The following is a 15459-nucleotide window of genomic DNA, read 5'->3' as shown; positions in this document are numbered from 1 at the left end:
GACAGACCATCGCCAACGGTGGGAGAAGCGTGATCGCGACTGAACGCATCGAGGTGCACGGCACCGTGCAGGGTGTCGGGTTCCGGCCGCACGTTCTGCGGCTCGCGACCGAGCTCGGCATCCGGGGCGACGTGCGCAACGTCGGCGGGCACGTCGTGATCACCGCATGCGGGCCGCCGGACACGCTCAGCGCGTTCCGGCAGGCCCTGCGCGAACGCGCACCACGCAACGCACGCGTCGACAACATCACCGTCACCCCGCACGAGAACGTCGGGCACGCCGGATTTGTCGTGCTGGGCAGCGGGTTCGCGGCCGGGCCACGCACGATCGTGCCCGACCTCGCGACCTGCGACGCCTGCCTGGCGGAGCTGTTCGACCCCGGTGACCGCCGCTACCGGTACCCGTTCATCAACTGCACCGACTGCGGACCGCGAGCGACGATCGTCGAGTCGCTGCCCTACGACCGGTCGCGCACCTCGATGCACGGTTTTCCCTTGTGCACCTGGTGTTCGGCCGAGTACTACGATCCAGCCGACCGCCGCTTCCACGCGGAGCCGGTGGCCTGCCCCGACTGCGGGCCTCGGCTGCGCTGGGGAAAGGTTCTGGGCAACGAAGCCCTGCACGTGGCGACCAGGGCGATCGCCCGCGGCGGCATCGTCGCGGTCAAGGGTGTCGGCGGCTACCAGCTGATCTGTGACGCCGCGGACTCCGACGCCGTCGCCCGGCTGCGCAAGCTCAAGCACCGGCCGCGCAAGCCGTTGGCGGTGATGGTGCGCGATCTCGCCGAAGCCAGGCGACTGTCTGATGTGGACGGCGAAGCGGCTGAGCTGCTGCAGTCCCCCGCCGCCCCGATCGTCGTGGCTCCCTCGCGCCTCGGTGGGCTGGATGTCGGGATCTTCCTGCCGTACAGCCCGCTGCACCACCTGCTGCTGCACGATCTGGCCCGGCCGCTCGTGGTGACGAGTGGCAACCGGTCCGGGGAACCGATCGCGATCTCCGACCACGACGCCGAGGAGAAGCTCGGGCCGTTGGTGGACGGCATCCTTTCGCACAACAGGCCGATCCTCACGCGCTACGACGACTCGGTCGTCCGCGCTGGGCGAATGGTGCGCAGGGCGCGGGGATTCGCGCCGGATCCCGTGCCGTTGCCCGCGTCGTCACCGGCACCGGCGCTGGCGCTGGGCGCACACCTCAAACACACGACGGCGCTGGTGGTCGGCGACCGTGCGGTGCTCGGACCGCACACCGGTGACCTGGAGAACGCCGAGACGTTCACCGCGTTCGAGCGCACTGTGGAGGCGTTGTGCAAGTGGCAGGGCACAACACCGGAGTACTGCGCGCACGACCTGCATCCTCGCTATCTTTCGACCCGGTACGCCGAGCGGTGGTCGCGCGAGCGCCGAATCCCGGTTCAACACCACCACGCCCACGTCGCGGCGACCGCCGCGGAACACGGTGTGCGCGGACGGTTCATCGGCGTCGCGTACGACGGACTCGGGCAGGGCGACGACGGCACGCTGTGGGGTGGCGAGATCTTCCTGGCCACGTACCGGGACTACCAGCGGGTCGGCCGGTTCGGCCGCGCACCGCTGCCCGGCGGTGAGGTCGCGGTCCGGCGACCGTCCCGCATGGCTCTCGGTTACCTGCACGGAGCCGAGGACTTCGGCGCACCGTCCATTCCGGACGTCCGGCCGAGGCCGGAGTCCGGTCTCGTACGGCGCATGATCGAGCGGCGGGTCAACAGCCCGCTCGCGTCGAGCGCGGGCAGGTTGTTCGACGCGGCATCCGCGTTGCTGGGCCTGTGCGAGGAGAACTCGTACGAGGGCGAAGCGGCCGTGCTGCTGGAAGCCGCAGCCTCCGGGCACGACGGACCGTCGTTCGACTGGCGGCTGCACCGGCGCGACGGGATGTGGGTGTACGACCCCGCGCCGACCCTGCGCGACCTCGTCACGTGCGGCGACCCGGTCGGCGTTGCCGCGGCCCGGTTCCACACCACGATCGCCGAGGTCACCGCCGCACTGGTGCGTGAGGTGGCCGACGGGGTGCGGACCGTGTGCCTGGGCGGCGGAGTGTTCCAGAACCGCAGGCTGGTCGACACCGTCATCCGCGCACTCGACGACTACCGGGTGCTCGTCGGCGAGCGCGTGCCGGTCAACGACGGCGGGATCAGCTACGGACAGGCCGCCGTGGCGGCGGCCCTGCTGGCGGGAGGGGACTGCTGATGTGCCTCGGGATTCCGGGACGGATCGTGACGCTGGACGACGCCGAGCCCCGCTCGGGGACCGTCGACTTCGACGGCCTGCGCCGGCCGGTCTGCCTCGCCTACACCCCGGAGGCGGAGGTCGGCGACTACGTGATCGTGCACGTCGGGTTCGCGATCACCCTGGTCGACGAGGACGAAGCGGCCAAGACGCTCGCCGTGCTGCGCGCGATGCCGGACGCGATCGAGATGGAGCTGGGGACGTGAAATACCTGCAGGAGTACCGCGATCCCGTACTGGCCCGGCGCCTGCTGGCCGAGCTGCGGGCCACGGCCACTACGCCCTGGACGATCATGGAGGTCTGCGGCGGCCAGACCCACACGATCGTGCGGCAGGGCATCGACGAACTGCTGCCCGCGGGCATCCGGATGATCCACGGTCCCGGCTGCCCGGTGTGCGTGACGCCGCTGGAAACCATCGACAGGGCACTCGCGATCGCAGCGCGGCCGGACGTCATCTTCACCAGCTACGGCGACATGCTCCGCGTGCCCGGTACATCGGACGATCTCCTCGCCCTCAAGGCGCGGGGCGCGGACGTGCGGGTCGTCTACACACCGCTTGACGCCGTTCGCATCGCACAGGAGAACCCGGGCCGGGAGGTCGTGTTCCTCGCCGTCGGTTTCGAGACGACCGCTCCCGCCAACGCGATGGCCGTGCTGCACGCCGCGGCGTCCGGGGTGGCGAACTTCAGCGTGCTGGTGAGCCACGTGCTGGTGCCTCCCGCGATCACCGCGCTGATGGACGAGCCGGACACGCAGGTGCAGGCGTTCCTCGCGGCCGGGCACGTCTGCGCGGTCATGGGCTGGACGGAGTACGAGCCGATCGCGGAGAAGTACGGCGTGCCGGTCGTGGTGACCGGGTTCGAGCCGCTCGACCTGCTCGAAGGCATCCTGATGGCGGTGCGGCAGCTCGAACAGGGCCGTGCGGAGGTCGAGAACCAGTACGCCCGCGCGGTACGCCGGTCCGGCAACACCGCCGCGCAGGACGCGATGCGGCGGGTCTTCCAGGTGACCGACCGGACCTGGCGCGGCATCGGCCCGATCAAGGCCAGCGGTCTGGCGCTCAGCCCCGAGTTCCACCGCTACGACGCGGAACACCGGTTCGCGGTCGGTGACCTCGTGACGCGCGAGTCGCCGGACTGCATCGCGGGAGACATCCTGCGCGGCACCCGCGTGCCGACCGACTGCGCCGCCTACGGACGCACCTGCACCCCCAGAACTCCACTCGGCGCACCGATGGTGTCCAGCGAGGGCACCTGCGCCGCGTTCTACAACGCCGGCCGAACCCTGGAGCACCGATGACACTCTCCTGCCCAGTCCCCCGCGTGGAGACCGAACGCGTCCTGCTCGGCCACGGCTCCGGAGGCCAGCTCATGGCCGAACTGCTCGCCGAGGTCATCACCCCCGAACTCGGCATCACCGGACCGCTGGAGGACGCCGCACTGATCGGGCTGGACCAGGTGTTCAGCACCGACAGCTACGTCGTCACACCGCGGTTCTTCCCCGGCGGCGACATCGGCTCGCTCGCCGTGCACGGCACCGTCAACGACCTCGCCATGCGCGGCGCCCGGCCGATCGCCCTCAGCCTCGCCTACATCATCGAGGAAGGTCTGCCGATCTCGGAGCTGCGCGACATCACGCACTCCGCCGCATCCGCCGCTCGTGCAGTCGGCGTCCCAATCGTCACCGGCGACACCAAGGTCGTCGGGCGAGGCGCCGCCGACGGCCTCTACATCACGACGACCGGTGTGGGCGTGCGGCTGCGCGACGCGTGGCCCTCCGCGGCGAGCGCCGTGCCGGGAGACGTCGTCCTCGTGTCGGGACCGATCGGCCGGCACGGCGTCTCGATCCTCAGCGCCCGCGAAGGTCTGGGATTCGAGGCCGACGTCACGTCCGACAGCCAGCCTCTGCACGAACTGGTGGCCGCCATGATCGCCGCAGGTGGCGCGGACGTGCACGCGCTGCGCGATCCCACTCGCGGTGGCCTCGCCGGCTCCCTCAACGAGATCGCCGCCGCCTCCGGGCTGTGCGTGGAGATCGTCGAATCGGACGTACCGGTACCGGCTCCCGTCGCGGCGGCGTGCGACCTGCTCGGGCTCGATCCGTTCCACGTGGCCAACGAGGGATGTCTGGTCGCGTTCGTGGCGCCCACGTCGGCCGACGCCGTCGTGGAGGCGATGCGCGCCCTGCCAGAAGGTGCGGAGACCACCGTCATCGGCGAGGTCACGCACGGCGAGGCAGGACGCGTTCTCGCCCACACCCTGGTCGGGTCCTCACGTGTCGTGGACGTCCTGGTCGGCGAACAACTCCCCCGCATCTGCTGACCGTCCGGCAGGGACCGAAGCGCCTCGCGGGAAGGCCTTTCGTCACTGGGGCCCCGCCGGGCCGCTCGTGACGATGAGAGAGGAACCCAGGGAGGTGGCGGACATGAACGTCGTGCTCGACCTCGACGGCCTCGACGGCCTCATCCGCGAGTTGCGCGCACACGGCCAAGTCGTCGTCGGCCCCGTCCTGCGGGATGACGCGATCACCCTGGCCGAGCTGGAGTCCGGAGCGGACCTGCCGAGCGGGTGGGGCGTCGAGACAGGTCCCGGCCACTACCGAGTGCGCCGGCGCGAGGACGCCGCCGTCTTCGGCCATTCGGCGGGACCCCAGTCGTGGAAACGATTCCTGCATCCACCGCGCAGAGCGCTGATCTCCAGTGACGACGAGGGCTTCCACCCTGCCCGGGAGAACGCCCCCGACTACGTGTTCTTCGGCGTGCGGTCGTGCGACCTGGCGGCGATCGCGAAGCTGCGCCAGATCGTCGGCGGCCGGGCACCGTTCGTGGTCGCCGCCCAGTGCACGGAGCCCGGCGAGGTCTGCTTCTGCGCCTCGATGGGCTGCGGCCCCGGCGCCGACGCCGGCTACGACATCGCGCTGACCGAACGGATCGACGCGGCCGGGCACAGGTTCCTCGCCACCGCCGGCACCGACGAGGGCGCCGCTGTGCTGAGCCGCGTGCCTTCTCGTGCCGCGGCGCCGGAGGACGTCATGCTGGCCGAGCAGGACGTGGCCGCGGGTGCGCAGCGCATGGGCCGGGCGATGCCCGAGCTGAACCTGCGCGACCTGCTCGCCGCCAACCGGGACTCCACGCACTGGGAGGCCGTCGCCGAGCGGTGCCTGACCTGCGGCAACTGCACGATGGTCTGCCCCACCTGCTTCTGCGTTTCCGTCGAGGACACGACGGATCTCGACGGCAACGCGGAGCGGGCACAGCGATGGGCGTCCTGTTTCGAGATCGACTTCTCCTACCAGCACGGCGGCTCCGTGCGCACGTCCGGCGCGGCGCGGTACCGGCAGTGGATGACGCACAAGCTCGGCACGTGGCACGACCAGTTCGGCACGTCCGGCTGTGTCGGTTGTGGACGGTGCATCGCCTGGTGCCCGGCCGGGATCGACATCACCGAAGAAGCCGCGGCTCTCGGCCGGAATCACGACGTACGGGGTGAGTGAAGATGACGACGCCAGCTGCCAGCTTGGACAGCCTTCCGCTGCTCGCGAACCTGTCGCACACACAACGCGCCGCGATCGCGGGGGTCAGCCGGATCGAGACCTTCGAGCCGGGCACCCGGATGTTCGACGAGGGCGGGCTGGCGGACCAGTGCTGGGTGGTGCTGTCCGGATGCGTCATGCTGGACGCGTTCGTCCCGCCAGGCGGTCATGTCGTGTTGCAGAGCATCGGGCCGGGTGAGCTCATCGGCCTGTCCTGGCTGGTGCCGCCATATCGCTGGCACTTCGGCGCGACGGCCGTGTCGCCGACGCGCGCGGTGGTGGTGGACACCGCCGCGCTGCGCGCGCTTGCCAACGACGATCCGGCGCTCGGTTACCAGCTGGCGCTGATCCTGATCGAGGCACTGGTGAACCGGTTGCAGGCCACCAGGATCCGGTTGCTCGACCTCTACCGGAACCCGTCATGACGTGGCTGCCGGCACCGTACCGGGTCGTCTCGCGCACGGTGGAGACACGCGACTCGGTGACTCTGGCGCTGCGGCCCGTCGCCGAGTCGTTGCCCAGGTTCCTGCCCGGTCAGTTCGCGATGCTCTACGCGCACGGCGTGGGCGAGGTGCCGATCTCGGTCAGCGGTGTTCCCGGTGACGGCACGCTTCTGCACACCGTGCGCGTTGTCGGCGCGGTCAGCCGGGCGCTGCACGACGCCGAACCGGGCACCGTGATCGGCGTACGCGGCCCGTTCGGCACGGCGTGGCGGCTGGACGGCGTCGAGGATCTGCTCGTCGTCGCGGGCGGGATCGGACTCGCGCCGCTGCGGCCCGTGCTCGGCGTGCCGAGCAGGCGCACGGTGCTCATCGCGGGCGCCCGCACGCCACAGGACATGCTGTACGCGGACGAACTGGCAATGCTGTCCGATGTGGACGTCGTGCTCACCGTCGACCGCGGCGACCACGACTGGCGCGGCCGCGTCGGCTTCGTCACCGAGCCGCTCGCGTCGATTCCGCTCGACCCGGACCGCACAACCGCGCTGCTGTGCGGACCGGAGCCGATGATGCGCTACTGCGCCAGGACGTTGCTCGGCCGGGATGTGCCCGCCGAACGCATCCAGGTGTCGTTGGAACGCAACATGCAGTGCGGCATCGGGCTGTGCGGGCACTGCCAGCTCGGGCCGTTGCTGCTGTGCCGGGACGGCCCGGTCACCGACTACCCGACGGCGGAACCGCTGCTGCTGGCGAAGGAGCTGTGATGCCCACGATCGCGGTGTGGAAGTTCACCTCGTGCGACGGCTGCCAGCTCACGTTGCTGGACTGCGAGGACGAGCTGCTGCCGTTGGCCGAGCACGTTCGGATCGCGCATTTCCTGGAGGCCACGAGCGTGAGCGAGCCCGGCCCGTACGACATCTCGATCGTCGAGGGGTCGGTGACCACGTCGGAGGAGGCCGAACGAATCCGCTGGATCAGGGAGCAGTCGGCCGTGCTCGTCGTCGTCGGCGCATGCGCGACGTCGGGTGGCATCCAGGCGTTGCGGAACTTCGCCGACGTCGACGAGTTCCGCTCGATCGTCTACGCCCGCCCGGAGCACATCGCGACGCTGGGCACGTCCACGCCCATCTCCGCGCACGTCACCGTGGACCACGAACTGCGCGGGTGCCCGATCGACAAGGGGCAACTGCTCGAGGTGCTCACCGCGTTGCTGGCTGGCCGGGCGCCCGACCTCCCGGACACCAGCGTGTGCACCGACTGCAAGCGTCGTGGGCTCACCTGCGTGATGGTCGCGCACGGCACACCATGCCTCGGCCCGGTGACACACGCCGGGTGCGGTGCGCTGTGCCCAGCGGTCAACCGCGGCTGTTACGGCTGCTTCGGCCCGATGAACCAGCCGAACGTGCCCGCCCTCGTGCCGTTGCTGAAGCGCAACGGCATGGGCGACGACGAGTTGCAGCTCGTGTTCCGCACCTTCAACGCCAACGCGGAGTGGTCATGACGCATCGAGCGAACCGCACGCTGCAGGTCGCCGGACTCGCCAGGGTCGAGGGCGAGGGCGCGTTGCACGTGCGCACCGTGGACGGCGAGGTGGACCGCGTCGAGCTCAACATCTACGAGCCGCCCCGGTTCTTCGAGGCGTTCCTGCGGGGCCGGGACTTCCGCGAACCACCCGACATCACCGCCCGCATCTGCGGCATCTGCCCCGTCGCGTACCAGATGAGCGCGTGCCAGGCGATCGAGGACGCGTGCGGCGTGCGGATCGACGGCCCGCTGCGAGACCTGCGCAGGCTGCTCTACTGCGGTGAGTGGATCTCCAGCCACGCACTGCACATCTACCTGCTGCACGCACCGGACTTCCTGGGGTTCCCCGACGGGATCGCCCTCGCGGCCGCCGACCGGCAGACGGTCGAACGCGGGCTGAGGCTGAAGAAGGCCGGCAACCAGATCATGGACGTGATCGGCGGTCGCGCGATCCACCCGGTGAACGTGCGCGTCGGAGGCTTCTACCGCGTGCCGACGCCCGATGAACTGCGTCCACTGGCCAAGACGCTGCGGCAGGCGCTGTACGACGCGCTGGCCACCGCGGAATGGGTGGCGGGGTTCGACTTCCCGGACCTCGACATGCCACACGACCTGATGGCCCTGCGCGATGCCGATGGCTATCCGCTCGACCGCGGCACTCCGCACGTCAGCACCGGCCTCACCTTTCCCGTCACCGAGTTCGGCCATCACGTGGTGGAGCACCAGGTTCCGCACTCCACCGCGTTGCACGCACGGCTGGACGACCGGGTGTTCCTCGTCGGCCCGCTCGCCCGGTACAGCCTCAACTCCGACCGCCTCTCCCCCGTCGCACGGGAGGCCGCCGCGGCAGTCGGTCTGGGGCCGACGTGCCGCAACCCGTTCCGCGGCATCGTGGTGCGGGCCATCGAGGTCGTGTACGCGGTCGAAGAGGCGTTGCGCATCATCGAGTCGTACGAGCGGCCTGACGAGCCCTCGGTCGAAGTGCGTCCGCGTGCAGGAATCGGGCACGGCGCCACGGAGGCACCACGCGGCCTGCTGTACCACCGCTACGAGCTCGATCCGGCAGGCCGGATCATCAGTGCGGACATCGTGCCACCCACCTCGCAGAACCAGTCCGCGATCGAGGACGACGTGACGCGGGTGGTCCGTGCGCACCAGCACCTCGACGACCACGCGCTGCAGTCGTTGTGCGAGCAGACGATCCGCAACTACGACCCGTGCATCTCCTGCTCGGCCCACTTCCTGGACTTCACCTGGGAGCGGGCGTGAACACGGTGGTGATCGGGGTCGGCAACGAGTACCGCCGCGATGACGGCGTCGGTCCGGCCGTGGCTCGCGCGCTGGCCTCGCTCGGCGTGCACGCGGAGATCAGCGACGGCGATCCGGTCCGGCTCATGGAGTTGTGGGAAGGCACCGAGGTCGTTGTGATCGTGGACGCCGTGCGATGCACGCCCGCGGTGCCGGGCCGGTGGCACCGAACGACACTGCCTCACACCTTGCCGGCGGCGAGCACGCACGGGTTCGGTGTGCCGGAGGCCGTGGAGCTGGCCGACGCGCTCGATCGACGCCCGGCACATCTCGTCGTGTACGCCGTGGAGATCACCGACACCGGCTTCGGCACCGGCCTCAGCCCGGCCGTCGCCGCGGCCGTCGCACCGCTCACCGCGGCCATCCGGGCCGAACTCTCCCTCCCTCTGCCGCTGTGAGCAGTCCCCCGTGGTTCGCGCCGTCAGCGCGCGGTCCAGCCGGACGCGATCCGCTCCCACTCCACGGCCCAGCGGCGCATGCGCATCCGCTTGTGTACGAACCGCACGGCCAGGTACAGCACCGCCATCGCGGCTGACACCCCTGCCCACAGCAGAGCCGCCAACCCGGCCGCCTCGACCACGGCGCCCGCGGTGGTCAGCGGTGGCTCTGCCGGGTCGCCGCCGCGATCCACCCAGATCGGAAGGATCCCACCCGCCTTGCGGCCGTGCGCCGCACGGACGAGCCCCTCACGCGGCACTCCGTCCGGTCCGCGCCACGTCGCCCGCACGGATGCCGACACGACGGGACCGTCCGGATCCACCACACCGCTCACGGGCGGTGTGTCCTCCAGCAGCACGGCCACCACCTGCTGCCGCGTCTGCTGCTCGCTCGCCGACTGCGCCAGCTGCGCCGCGTAGAAATCCGAGCCGACCGCAGCCGCGACGGGAAGAGCCAGCAGCGCGACGACCACCACCACGACGAGCACGACACCCTCGACGCGGTCGCCCGCGGTCGCGAGCGGGTTGCGTCCCGGAAAGGCCTGACGGACGACTCCGGCAAGCTGCTTCGCGTCCACGGTGCACCTCCACGGTCCAGATTGCGCGCACAAATGCATGCGCCCCAGGGCCTTTGGTCCCGTTGCCGCACGAGTGTCGGTTGATGTGAAGCCGACTCGGGACGAAAGTCCCTGGTGCACCGTGGAGTCCACCGGAACGCTTGGGGACGGCGTCAGCGCACGGGACGCAGATGTCACAATCGCACCTCCAGCGCGCTGACGCTCTCTCAGCTGGAAAGTCATGTGCTGCAGCCGTTTCTCGATATGGCCCCTTGGATTACCAACGCGTGAGCCAAGAAACTGCACACATGAACGTTCACCGAAGATCAGTGGTTCCCGCTCTGCTGGTGGCCGCGGGACTGGCGCTATGGCCGACCGGTACGGCCGCGGCACAGCCGGCTCCCACGTGCAACGGCCTTCCCGCCACGCAGGTGGGCACCAACGGAAACGACGTGCTGTTCGGCACGAACGGGCCGGACGTGTTCGTCGCACTCGGCGGTGACGATGTCGTGTTCGGCATCGGCGGCAACGACACCGCGTGCCTGGGAGCAGGCGCCGACGAGTTCTTCGGCGGTGCCGGCAACGACTGGGCCATCGGGGAAGCCGGCCCGGACACCCTCAACGGGGAGGCCGGTGCCGACACCCTGAACGGCGGTGAGGGTCCTGACCGCCTCGACGGAGGAGCAGGCAACGACACGCTTGTCGGCGCGGAGGCGGCAGACAACATCGAAGCCGGTGCGGGCGACGACACCGTCAACGCGGGCGCGGGTGCGGACTCCGTGTCCGGCGGCGAGGGCGACGACACGCTCAACGGTCAGGGCGGAGCCGATCGCCTCAGCGGCGGCAACGGCAACGACCGGCTCAGCGGCGGAGCAGGTGTGGACGATCTCGACGGCGGAGCCGGCAACGACATCGTCAACGGCAACGCGGGCAACGACACCCTGACCGATCCGTCCGGACTGGACGTCGGTGATGGCGGCGCTGGTCCCGCCGACCGCTGCGACTCCCGCTTCGAGTCGCTGTCCAACTGCGAGATCATCTTCTGACCGGTAGCACTCCTGCCGTTCCCGAACCCGGCGCGGCCGGGAGACCGCGAGGCCGTGATCCCGAACCAGCGGCACAGCTCTCCCGGTCGCGCCGACCCGTCGTTCCGCCGGGCAGGCGCCACGGGCGCCTCTCCTCGCCAGAGCTTCCCTCACCCGCTGCGGGTGAGGAAAGCCGGCCGTGCTGGTGCGCTCCGCCCGCCGCGGGCGGCGCCCGGAGCGGATTGTCGCGCTGAGATCGTGACATGACCGAACCTCTTCAGCACAAGATCGGTGAGGGACGCGTTTCACCGCAGGCAGCAGGGACGCCTGCGGCTTCGCGCCGTGGATGGCTCCGGTTCGCCGGCCTGGTCGCGACGCTGATCGGTGCCAGTCACGTGATCGCGGGACTGCTGGCGTGGTCCGGCAGCGAGTTCTACGTCCTTTGGGCTCCAGGCCTGCCCTCACGAGCCAGGCCGTGGGATCTTTCCGCGCTGGTCTCATTCGTCGCCGCCAGCGTGCTGATGAACCTGGTTTCCCGGCCGCGCAACCAGTCTGGGCCGCGCTCGTGATCGGACTCGATGTCGTCGTGCTCCACGAAGTGATCGTGCGCGGGCAGAGACACAGCACCCCTGCGACAGACAGTCAACGCTAGCCGCTGCTCGAGAAGGTGAAAGCGACCGCGATGGCGTGCGGGTGCTTCCCGGACCGGTCACCTCCCGCGGGTGAAGCACTCGTCGCCGACGCCGCGGAGGTTGTGAGCATGATGCCCACGACCAACGACGTTCACCTCGATTCGCTGAAACCCGCCGCCGTGCTGCGGGTGCGGCTCACCGCTCCCGCACACCGCACGGCCGACGCCGCGCGCAGCACGCTCGAATCGCTGCTCATGGTCGCCGAAGACGCCTCGATGCGATGCGCTGGTCCACCGGAAGTCGCTCTGCTCGGGCACCACCTGCCGTGCACTCAGGCCGAGGTCCGCATTCCTGTCGTCGGCGTGCCGACCGGCGGCCTGCTGAGTTGCTTCTCCTACCGGCCGGGCGGTGTGGTCGCCAGGACCTTCCACGACACAGGACTGGGTGACCTGGAATCGGCCCGCGCTTCGTTGCTCACGTGGATGGCGGACCACGGGTACCACGCGGCTGGACAGCTCACCCTGTTCCACCTCCGCACGGCGAAGGAGAACCTCGACCCCGCCGAACACCTGGCGGAGGTCGTCGTTCCCGTTCACGCCAACGGCAGAGAGGACTGCTGTGTCCCCCACATGCTGGTCACGTTCGTTCTCGACGAGTGACCTCGCCGCGGCTCACACCTCGGTCCACTCCGGACGCCGTTCCGGTCAGCCGACGTCGCGGCCCGCACTCAGGAGGCGGGCAGCGCGTCGTCCGCCAGCCTGTCTCCGTTCTGCCGGTCTTCAGCGACGGTGAGCCTTGCGGCGGATGACTCCGACGGCAGCGGTGCCGACGAACAGCACGATTCCGATGATGGCCAGCCAGATCAGGCCTTCGAAGGCGAATCCGATGACGGCTGTGACCAGCCAGAGCACCAGCAGGACGATGATCAGGATCAGCATGGTGACCTCCGGTTCGGCGGGACCGGTGTCCCGCCGCGTGGGTTCCGACTTGCAGGTTCGTTGGTGTCAGTGACTTCCTGCGTGGGTTTTCTTGTGCGCGTCCTCGGCACGCACGGGCGCGCCGACCTCGTGCAGGTAGCGCAGGATCTGGCCGTAGGACATCAGCAGGCCGCCTTGGCTGTAGCTGATTCCCTTGGTGGCGCAGAAGGCTTCGACGAGCGGCTGGGCGCGGCGCAGGGTCGGCCGGGGCATGCTGGGGAACAGGTGGTGCTCGATCTGGAAGTTCAGGCCTCCGAGCGCGAAGTCCACCCAGCGACCACCGGTGACGTTGTGCGAGGTGAGGACCTGCTTGCGCAGGAAGTCCAGGTGGTGTCCCTCGGTCAGGGTCAGCATGCCCTTGTGGTTGGGGGCGAAGGAACATCCCATGTACAGACCCCACAGACCCTGGTGCACCGCGATGAACACGAACGCCTTGCCCGGCGAGAGGACCAGGAAGACCGCCGCCAGGTAGACGACGAGGTGGGTCGTCAGCAACGTCGCCTCGATCCACCGCGCCCTCAGCCCTCCGCGCCACACGGCTTTGATGCCCGACCAGTGCAGGTCGAACCCTTCCAGCATCAGCAGCGGGAAGAACAGGAATGCCTGGTACTTGGCCATCCACCGCTGGAATCCGCGCTTCGCGCGGCTCTGCCGGGTGCTGAAGGCGAGCGCGGCCATGTCGATGTCGGGGTCGGCGCCCTCGAGGTTGGGGTTGGCGTGGTGGCGGTTGTGCTTGCCCACCCACCAGCCGTAGCTCATCCCGACCAGCCCGGCCAGCCCGATCCCCGTGGCGTCGTTGGCGCGGCGGCTGGGGAAGATCTGCTTGTGCCCGGCGTCGTGCCCGAGGAACGCGACCTGGGTGTAGAGCACGGCCAGCACCGCCGCGGTGAACAACTGCCACCAGGTGTTCCCCAGCAGGGCGAAGACGACCCATGCCCCGGTGAAGGCCAGCAGCGTCAGGCTGCCCTTCACCGCGTAGTACACCGGCCGGCGGTCCATCAGACCGGCTCGTTTGACGATGTTCGAGAGCTCGGCGAACTCGCTTCCCTGCTTCGGAGCCGACTCCGGTGAGGTGACGGCGTTCATTTCCTGACCTCCTGTCGGCGGATGTGCCGGGTGATCAGACCCGTTGCAGACGCCCGCCCTCTGTCTCCCAGCGCTGCGTCGCCGATCCCGCCCGGTCGCGCAACAATGCGTCGGGACCGTCCACGTTGTCCCGCTCGGCTGCTGCTTCCAGGACCTGGTAGGCGTGCGCCGAGTCGGTGGCGGGAGGAATCACCAGCAGCGTCAGACGGGTCCGCCGGTCCGTGCCGATCACGGTCAGCGTGTTCGCGTGCTGTGTGCGGAAACCCTCCAGCCGGACGTCCTTGCCGTCCACGGACAGCCGGCGTGCCGGCGGCTTCCAAGCGGTCAGGTTGAAGGTGACCCGGCCTGCCCGCTCCAGCCGATCGGCCAGCGCGGCGAGCAACGACGGCAGTTCGGCGGCCAGGTCGAGGCTGCGCGGCCACCAGGCCCCGTCCACGAACCCCGCCACCGAGCCCGGAGGCTTCAGCGCCACCCGGGAAGCCTGCGGTGTGCTTCTCATGACCGTCTCCTGACCGCCGACCACCTCGGGTCAGCGAACCTTCTCGGGGATCCGGTCGAGCGTCCGCAGCAGCTTCATCGCGAGCGCGCGGGACTCCTCGGCCGACAAGGGCGTGTTGCCCTTCAGAACGTCCTGGACGAGCTTCACGCGCTGTTCGTAGCGAGACACGTACACAGGTTCCGGATTCACCGCTCCTCCTCCTGGTGACACACGTCTGGTCCTTCAATGGTCGATCCAGTCCCCCGCGTCCAGAAGGGCGGAAGGGCACGCACTCCAACGGACCAACTGCCCTGGGACCACGGTTCTCCCCGCACTGTTCTGCAGGAAGCGCGACAGGATTCAAGCCGCAGTCCACATTGGACGAAACCAGAGGCACTTCCGGGACAACCGCGAGAGCTGGCCCCTCGTGACGCCCCGCCCGACGTGGTACTGCTGCATTCGGCGCCGGTGCCCCGACTGGGGCTCCCGGTACGCGATGGCGTGCGGGCCGGCCGACGCGGTCGAGATCGACCTGTAGGAGCAGAAGCATGACGACCACCGCACAACTCATCGACTCCGGCACCGAGGAGTTCGGCCGGGAGCTGGACCGGATCCGCGACGAGGTGCTCGCCGCTCGCGGAGAGAACGACGCGCGGTACATCCGGCGGGTGATCGCGGTCCAACGAGGCCTGGAGGCAGGCGGGCGGGCGCTGCTGTTCGTCTCGATCCTGCCGCCCGCGTGGCTCGCGGGCACGGCGGCGCTGGCCACCGCCAAGATCCTGGAGAACATGGAGATCGGTCACAACGTGTTGCACGGTCAGTGGGACTGGATGTGCGATCCGAAGATCCACTCCACCACCTGGGAGTGGGACTTCTCGACCCCGGCGAAGGCGTGGCAGCACTCGCACAACTTCGTGCACCACACTTACACCAACGTGCTCGGCAAGGACCGGGACATCGGCTACAGCGCGCTGCGCATCCACCCGGAACAGCCGTGGCATCCCGTCTACCTCGCGCAGCCGTTCTACAACCTCGTGCTCGCGATGTTCTTCGAATGGGGCATCACGATCTACGACGTCGAGCTCGAACGTGCGTGGCGTGGCGAGAAGAGCTGGCGCACGGCGCTGACCCAGTTGCGCGGTGTCCTCGGCAAGGCCAGCCGCCAGGTGCTCAAGGACTACGTCGCGTACCCGCTGCTGTCG

General features: G+C 69.6%; 19 protein-coding genes. 14 read left to right on the top strand and 5 right to left on the bottom strand.

The window, feature by feature from the left end; all coding sequences use genetic code 11:
* The first annotated feature begins 29 nt into the window (after window positions 1–29).
* The 10 genes from hypF to DI276_RS40810 all read left to right on the top strand — a co-directional run bounded on the left by hypF (window position 30) and on the right by DI276_RS40810 (window position 9463).
* Window positions 30–2222 carry a carbamoyltransferase HypF gene (gene hypF / locus DI276_RS40855; RefSeq protein ID WP_232837258.1) on the top strand — a complete coding sequence of 731 codons (2193 nt, stop codon included), beginning with the start codon at window positions 30–32 and terminating at the stop codon, window positions 2220–2222.
* The gene (locus DI276_RS40850; protein WP_112273978.1) at window positions 2222–2467 is read left to right on the top strand and encodes a HypC/HybG/HupF family hydrogenase formation chaperone; all 246 of its coding nucleotides are present in this window, start codon (window positions 2222–2224) and stop codon (window positions 2465–2467) included. Before hypF ends, DI276_RS40850 begins: the two co-directional genes overlap by 1 nt.
* A complete protein-coding gene (hypD, locus tag DI276_RS40845) occupies window positions 2464–3561 on the top strand; it encodes a hydrogenase formation protein HypD (protein ID WP_112273976.1) in 1098 nt (365 codons plus the stop codon). The genes DI276_RS40850 and hypD overlap by 4 nt, the downstream gene beginning before the upstream one ends.
* A gap of 23 nt (window positions 3562–3584) precedes the next feature.
* Window positions 3585–4583, top strand: a complete 999-nt coding sequence (hypE, locus tag DI276_RS40840) for a hydrogenase expression/formation protein HypE (protein WP_232837257.1) — start codon at window positions 3585–3587, stop codon at window positions 4581–4583.
* Between the two features lie 103 nt (window positions 4584–4686).
* Window positions 4687–5754 carry a 4Fe-4S dicluster domain-containing protein gene (locus DI276_RS40835; RefSeq protein ID WP_112274097.1) on the top strand — a complete coding sequence of 356 codons (1068 nt, stop codon included), beginning with the start codon at window positions 4687–4689 and terminating at the stop codon, window positions 5752–5754.
* Between the two features lie 2 nt (window positions 5755–5756).
* A complete protein-coding gene (locus DI276_RS40830; protein ID WP_157985286.1) occupies window positions 5757–6218 on the top strand; it encodes a Crp/Fnr family transcriptional regulator in 462 nt (153 codons plus the stop codon).
* Window positions 6215–6997, top strand: a complete 783-nt coding sequence (locus DI276_RS40825; RefSeq protein ID WP_112273969.1) for an FAD/NAD(P)-binding protein — start codon at window positions 6215–6217, stop codon at window positions 6995–6997. The genes DI276_RS40830 and DI276_RS40825 overlap by 4 nt, the downstream gene beginning before the upstream one ends.
* Window positions 6997–7734: an NADH-quinone oxidoreductase subunit B family protein gene (locus DI276_RS40820; protein ID WP_112273967.1), complete on the top strand. Its 738-nt coding sequence runs from the start codon at window positions 6997–6999 to the stop codon at window positions 7732–7734. Before DI276_RS40825 ends, DI276_RS40820 begins: the two co-directional genes overlap by 1 nt.
* Complete coding sequence (locus tag DI276_RS40815) at window positions 7731–9026, top strand: Ni/Fe hydrogenase subunit alpha (protein WP_112273965.1); 1296 nt, start codon at window positions 7731–7733, stop codon at window positions 9024–9026. Before DI276_RS40820 ends, DI276_RS40815 begins: the two co-directional genes overlap by 4 nt.
* Window positions 9023–9463, top strand: a complete 441-nt coding sequence (locus tag DI276_RS40810) for a hydrogenase maturation protease (RefSeq protein ID WP_198681219.1) — start codon at window positions 9023–9025, stop codon at window positions 9461–9463. The genes DI276_RS40815 and DI276_RS40810 overlap by 4 nt, the downstream gene beginning before the upstream one ends.
* A gap of 23 nt (window positions 9464–9486) precedes the next feature.
* Here the strand turns inward: DI276_RS40810 and DI276_RS40805 are convergent, their stop codons facing one another.
* The gene (locus DI276_RS40805; protein WP_112273963.1) at window positions 9487–10080 is read right to left on the bottom strand and encodes an Rv1733c family protein; all 594 of its coding nucleotides are present in this window, start codon (window positions 10078–10080) and stop codon (window positions 9487–9489) included.
* 287 nt (window positions 10081–10367) lie between these two features.
* On the opposite strand from DI276_RS40805, the gene DI276_RS40800 reads away from it, so the two are divergent.
* The 3 genes from DI276_RS40800 to DI276_RS40790 all read left to right on the top strand — a co-directional run bounded on the left by DI276_RS40800 (window position 10368) and on the right by DI276_RS40790 (window position 12375).
* Window positions 10368–11105 carry a calcium-binding protein gene (locus tag DI276_RS40800; RefSeq protein WP_157985285.1) on the top strand — a complete coding sequence of 246 codons (738 nt, stop codon included), beginning with the start codon at window positions 10368–10370 and terminating at the stop codon, window positions 11103–11105.
* A 242-nt stretch (window positions 11106–11347) separates the two neighbouring features.
* Window positions 11348–11653, top strand: a complete 306-nt coding sequence (locus tag DI276_RS40795; RefSeq protein WP_112273959.1) for a hypothetical protein — start codon at window positions 11348–11350, stop codon at window positions 11651–11653.
* Window positions 11654–11844: 191 nt separating this feature from the next.
* Window positions 11845–12375 (top strand): hypothetical protein, encoded by a 531-nt coding sequence (locus tag DI276_RS40790; protein WP_157985284.1) that lies wholly within the window; start codon window positions 11845–11847, stop codon window positions 12373–12375.
* A 120-nt stretch (window positions 12376–12495) separates the two neighbouring features.
* Here DI276_RS40790 and DI276_RS49605 read toward each other — a convergent pair whose 3' ends face one another.
* The 4 genes from DI276_RS49605 to DI276_RS51605 all read right to left on the bottom strand — a co-directional run bounded on the left by DI276_RS49605 (window position 12496) and on the right by DI276_RS51605 (window position 14467).
* A complete protein-coding gene (locus DI276_RS49605; protein ID WP_119724500.1) occupies window positions 12496–12654 on the bottom strand; it encodes an LPXTG cell wall anchor domain-containing protein in 159 nt (52 codons plus the stop codon).
* Between the two features lie 66 nt (window positions 12655–12720).
* Complete coding sequence (locus DI276_RS40785) at window positions 12721–13779, bottom strand: fatty acid desaturase family protein (RefSeq protein WP_112273955.1); 1059 nt, start codon at window positions 13777–13779, stop codon at window positions 12721–12723.
* Window positions 13780–13813: 34 nt separating this feature from the next.
* Entirely contained in the window at window positions 13814–14278 is a 465-nt protein-coding gene (locus DI276_RS40780; RefSeq protein ID WP_112274093.1) for a DUF5994 family protein, read from the bottom strand.
* Window positions 14279–14308: 30 nt separating this feature from the next.
* Window positions 14309–14467 carry a DUF6307 family protein gene (locus DI276_RS51605; RefSeq protein ID WP_198681218.1) on the bottom strand — a complete coding sequence of 53 codons (159 nt, stop codon included), beginning with the start codon at window positions 14465–14467 and terminating at the stop codon, window positions 14309–14311.
* A gap of 338 nt (window positions 14468–14805) precedes the next feature.
* Here DI276_RS51605 and DI276_RS40770 point away from each other — a divergent pair.
* Window positions 14806–15459: fatty acid desaturase family protein (locus DI276_RS40770; protein WP_408610621.1), on the top strand; the 654-nt coding region annotated here is incomplete at its 3' end.

The sequence above is a fragment of the Lentzea terrae genome (assembly GCF_003265345.1).
GTDB classification, from domain to species: Bacteria; Actinomycetota; Actinomycetes; order Mycobacteriales; family Pseudonocardiaceae; genus Lentzea; species Lentzea terrae.
Note: the sequence above shows the minus strand (reverse complement) of the source record. Positions and strands in the feature narration are given on the sequence as shown.

Excerpts from the sequence above, each read along its gene's own strand:
- DI276_RS40850 (WP_112273978.1), top strand. The coding sequence starts at position 2,222 with ATGTGCCTCGGGATTCCGGGACGGATCGTGACGCTGGACGACGCCGAG.
- DI276_RS40835 (WP_112274097.1), top strand. The coding sequence starts at position 4,687 with ATGAACGTCGTGCTCGACCTCGACGGCCTCGACGGCCTCATCCGCGAG.
- DI276_RS40830 (WP_157985286.1), top strand. The coding sequence starts at position 5,757 with ATGACGACGCCAGCTGCCAGCTTGGACAGCCTTCCGCTGCTCGCGAAC.
- DI276_RS40825 (WP_112273969.1), top strand. The coding sequence starts at position 6,215 with ATGACGTGGCTGCCGGCACCGTACCGGGTCGTCTCGCGCACGGTGGAG.
- DI276_RS40820 (WP_112273967.1), top strand. The coding sequence starts at position 6,997 with ATGCCCACGATCGCGGTGTGGAAGTTCACCTCGTGCGACGGCTGCCAG.
- DI276_RS40815 (WP_112273965.1), top strand. The coding sequence starts at position 7,731 with ATGACGCATCGAGCGAACCGCACGCTGCAGGTCGCCGGACTCGCCAGG.
- DI276_RS40800 (WP_157985285.1), top strand. The coding sequence starts at position 10,368 with ATGAACGTTCACCGAAGATCAGTGGTTCCCGCTCTGCTGGTGGCCGCG.
- DI276_RS40795 (WP_112273959.1), top strand. The coding sequence starts at position 11,348 with ATGACCGAACCTCTTCAGCACAAGATCGGTGAGGGACGCGTTTCACCG.
- DI276_RS40790 (WP_157985284.1), top strand. The coding sequence starts at position 11,845 with ATGATGCCCACGACCAACGACGTTCACCTCGATTCGCTGAAACCCGCC.
- DI276_RS49605 (WP_119724500.1), bottom strand. The coding sequence starts at position 12,654 with ATGCTGATCCTGATCATCGTCCTGCTGGTGCTCTGGCTGGTCACAGCC.
- DI276_RS40785 (WP_112273955.1), bottom strand. The coding sequence starts at position 13,779 with ATGAACGCCGTCACCTCACCGGAGTCGGCTCCGAAGCAGGGAAGCGAG.
- DI276_RS40780 (WP_112274093.1), bottom strand. The coding sequence starts at position 14,278 with ATGAGAAGCACACCGCAGGCTTCCCGGGTGGCGCTGAAGCCTCCGGGC.